Source organism: Polaromonas sp. P1_G2 (assembly GCF_056405515.1).
Genome location: NZ_JBFUBY010000376.1, coordinates 1 through 3,090, shown reverse-complemented (window position 1 = coordinate 3,090; position 3,090 = coordinate 1). Strand labels below are relative to the sequence as shown.

The 3,090-nt window shown below is 64.9% G+C and carries 2 protein-coding genes; both read left to right on the top strand.

Annotated features, from left to right (window positions below):
• Nucleotides 1-88: 88 nt before the first annotated feature.
• The gene (locus tag AC1D0P_RS23760) at nt 89-1,015 is read left to right on the top strand and encodes an NAD-dependent epimerase/dehydratase family protein (protein WP_477678993.1); all 927 of its coding nucleotides are present in this window, start codon (nt 89-91) and stop codon (nt 1,013-1,015) included.
• A 406-nt stretch (nt 1,016-1,421) separates the two neighbouring features.
• The coding region (locus AC1D0P_RS23755) for a two-partner secretion domain-containing protein (protein ID WP_477678992.1) at nt 1,422-3,090 on the top strand (1,669 nt) is incomplete at its 3' end.

The window sequence follows — 3,090 nt, the reverse complement described above, 5'->3', positions numbered from 1 at the left end:
GGGCTGCACGGTCACGTTAAAGCTCATATTCGGTATCCTTGCGGTATCTGTTCTCGACTCGGCCGGTTTTCCCGGCAACCCCCCAATTTTGCCCTCAAACCTGAATCCCCTAGGCGCTTTGCCTTTCCGTTTCCGCCGGGAGCGGATTTTGGTCGTCGGCTGCGGCGACGTGGGCTTGCGCGCCGCCCGGCAACTGCCGCGCAACGCCAGGCTGATGGCGCTCACGTCTTCTCCCGCGCGCGCGCCTGARTTGCGGGCCCGCCGCATCACGCCCCTGCAAGGCAACCTGGACGACGGCGCCTCGCTGCGCCGGCTGGCCGGCCTGGCCACCCGGGTGTTGCACCTGGCGCCGCCCCCCAATGACAAACCCGACGAGCGCAAAGACCCGCGCACCTTGGCCCTGCTGCGCGCCCTGCGGCTGCGCAGCCTGCCGCGCTCCCTGGTCTACGCCTCCACCAGTGGGGTCTACGGCGACTGCGGCGGTGAATGGGTGCGCGAAACCCGGCCCTTGAGCCCCCACACGCCGCGCGCCGCGCGCCGTGTGCATGCCGAGGCGCATGTGCGGCTGTTCGGCCGGGCCACCGGCACCCGCGTGCACCTGCTGCGCATCCCGGGCATTTACGCGCCCGACCGCGAAGGCGGCACGCCGCGCGGCCGGCTGCTCAAGGGCACGCCGGTGCTGCGCGCGGAAGACGACGTCTACACCAACCACATCCATGCCGACGACCTGGCCCGCGCCTGCCTGGCGGCGCTGTGGCGCGGCAAGCCGCAGCGCGCGAGCAACGCCAGCGACGACACCCAGCTCAAGATGGGCGATTACTTCGACCTGGCCGCCGATCTCTATGGTCTGCCGCGGCCGCCGCGCCTGGCACGCGGCAGCGCCCATGAAGAACTGCCTGCCGTGCTGTTGAGCTTCATGAGCGAATCGCGCCGGCTCGACAACAGCCGCCTGAAGCGGGAATTGCGGCTTCGCCTGCGCTACCCGACGGTGGAAATCGGCCTGCGCGGTCACTGAAAAACGCCGGATTGGCGCGCGGCAAACCCATCGGTCCGGCAAGTTGCTTCCTTGGGTGTATGTTTTTTACAACATTCATATTTGTGAATGTTGTTACAAAAGAAGTAACTATTTGAAACTTGAAGGCTTCACTTGGAGCCGTTTCTATTAACCGTTAAAAGATCTTTTTTTGCACTGATCTGCGGTGATTCCATTCTGCATACCATCACTTTGACGGCCCTCTCCAGCAATCGGCTGAAAAAAGGGTTTTTGCGGAGTGTGAAAAATGCACAAAAAAAATTCGAGGGGCAGTGCACCAAAGACTGCGGAATTTGTAACAAATATTGGCTGGCGGGTGTTTCCCGCCGCTCCGCCGGTCCCTGATGGATTGAGCCGGAACGCCAGTCGCGCGGCGGGCAGATGGACCTTGCGCAAACCCGTCACCGCCGTTCTGCTGCTCGGCGCCGCAACGGCGCAGGCCGGGCCGGTGGACGGCCAGGTCACCTCTGGTACCGCCAGCATCTCCCGGAACGGCTCCGCCACCACCATCACCCAGTCCAGCCAAAACGCTTCCCTGAACTGGAAAAGCTTCAACGTCGGCGCGCAGGAAAGCGTCAACTTCGTGCAACCCTCGGCCAGTGCGATCGCGGTCAACCGCATCCTGGACACCCACGGCAGCCAGATCCTGGGCCAGCTCAACGCCAACGGGCAGGTCTACCTGATCAACCCCAACGGCATCCTGTTCGGCGCCGGCGCGCAAGTCAACGTGGGCGGGCTTGTGGCGTCGACACTGGATGTCAAGGATGCGGACCTCGGCGGCGGCAAGCGCAGCTTCAGCGGCGCGGGCACAGGCAGTGTGGTGAACCAGGGCAGCATCAATGCCGCCACGGGCGGCTATGTCGCACTGATCGGCAATACCGTGCGCAACCAGGGAAGCATCAATGCCGCCAAGGGCACTGTGGCATTGGCGGCCGGCAGCGCCGCCACCCTGACATTTCAGGGCAACCAGCTGCTCAAGATCGAAGTGGACCAGAGCGTTCTCAACAGCCTGGCCGAGAACGGCGGGTTGATCCTGGCCGACGGCGGGCAGGCGCTCATGAGCGCCGGCGCCAGGGATTCCCTGCTGGCCAGCGTGGTCAACAACAGCGGGGTGATCCAGGCGCGCACCGTGGAAAACCGCAGCGGCACCATCATCCTGCTGGGCGGCATGGCCGCCGGCACCGCCAATGTTGCGGGCACGCTGGACGCCTCGGCGCCCAACGGCGGCAACGGCGGCTTCGTTGAGACCTCGGGCGCGCAGGTGAACATTGCCGGCGGCGCCCGGATTTCCACGGCGGCCTCCGCCGGCAACAGCGGCACCTGGCTGATCGACCCGGTGGACTTCACCATCGCCGCCTCGGGCGGGAACATCACCGGCGCGACTCTGGGTGCCAACCTGGGCGCGGGCAACGTTGTCATCCAGAGCAGCAGCGGGAACACGGGCACGGCGGGCGATGTCAACGTCAACGACGTGGTGAGCTGGAGCGCCAACCAACTGACGCTTAACGCGCAGAACAACATCAACATCAATGCCAACCTCAATGCTTCGGGTACGGGCAAGCTGGCGCTGGAATACGGCCAGGGCACGACCAGCGGTACCGGCAACACTTACACCGTCAACAACGGCGCGAAAGTCAATCTGCCGGCGGGCAACAACTTCAGTACCAAACGAGGCAGCACCGGCGCCACCCTCGCGTATACCGTCATCACCGACCTGGGCGCCGCGGGCAGCACCACCACCACCGACCTGCAGGGGATCAGCGGCAATCTCGGCGGGCGCTATGTGCTGGGCGCCGACATCAATGCCGCGCCCACCAGCACCTGGAACAGCGGCGCGGGATTCGCACCGATTGGAACGGGAAATGTCAGCTGCACCCCCAACTGTTTTTACGGCACTTTTGACGGCCTGGGCCACACCATTACCGGCCTCACGATAGATCGCACGACCCGGTTCACCGGCCTGTTTGGTTCCACCGGCTCGACCAGCGTCATCCGCAATGTGGGACTGGTAGGCGGTTCAGTCAAGAGCACCGACAGCGACACGGGCCCGCTGGCAG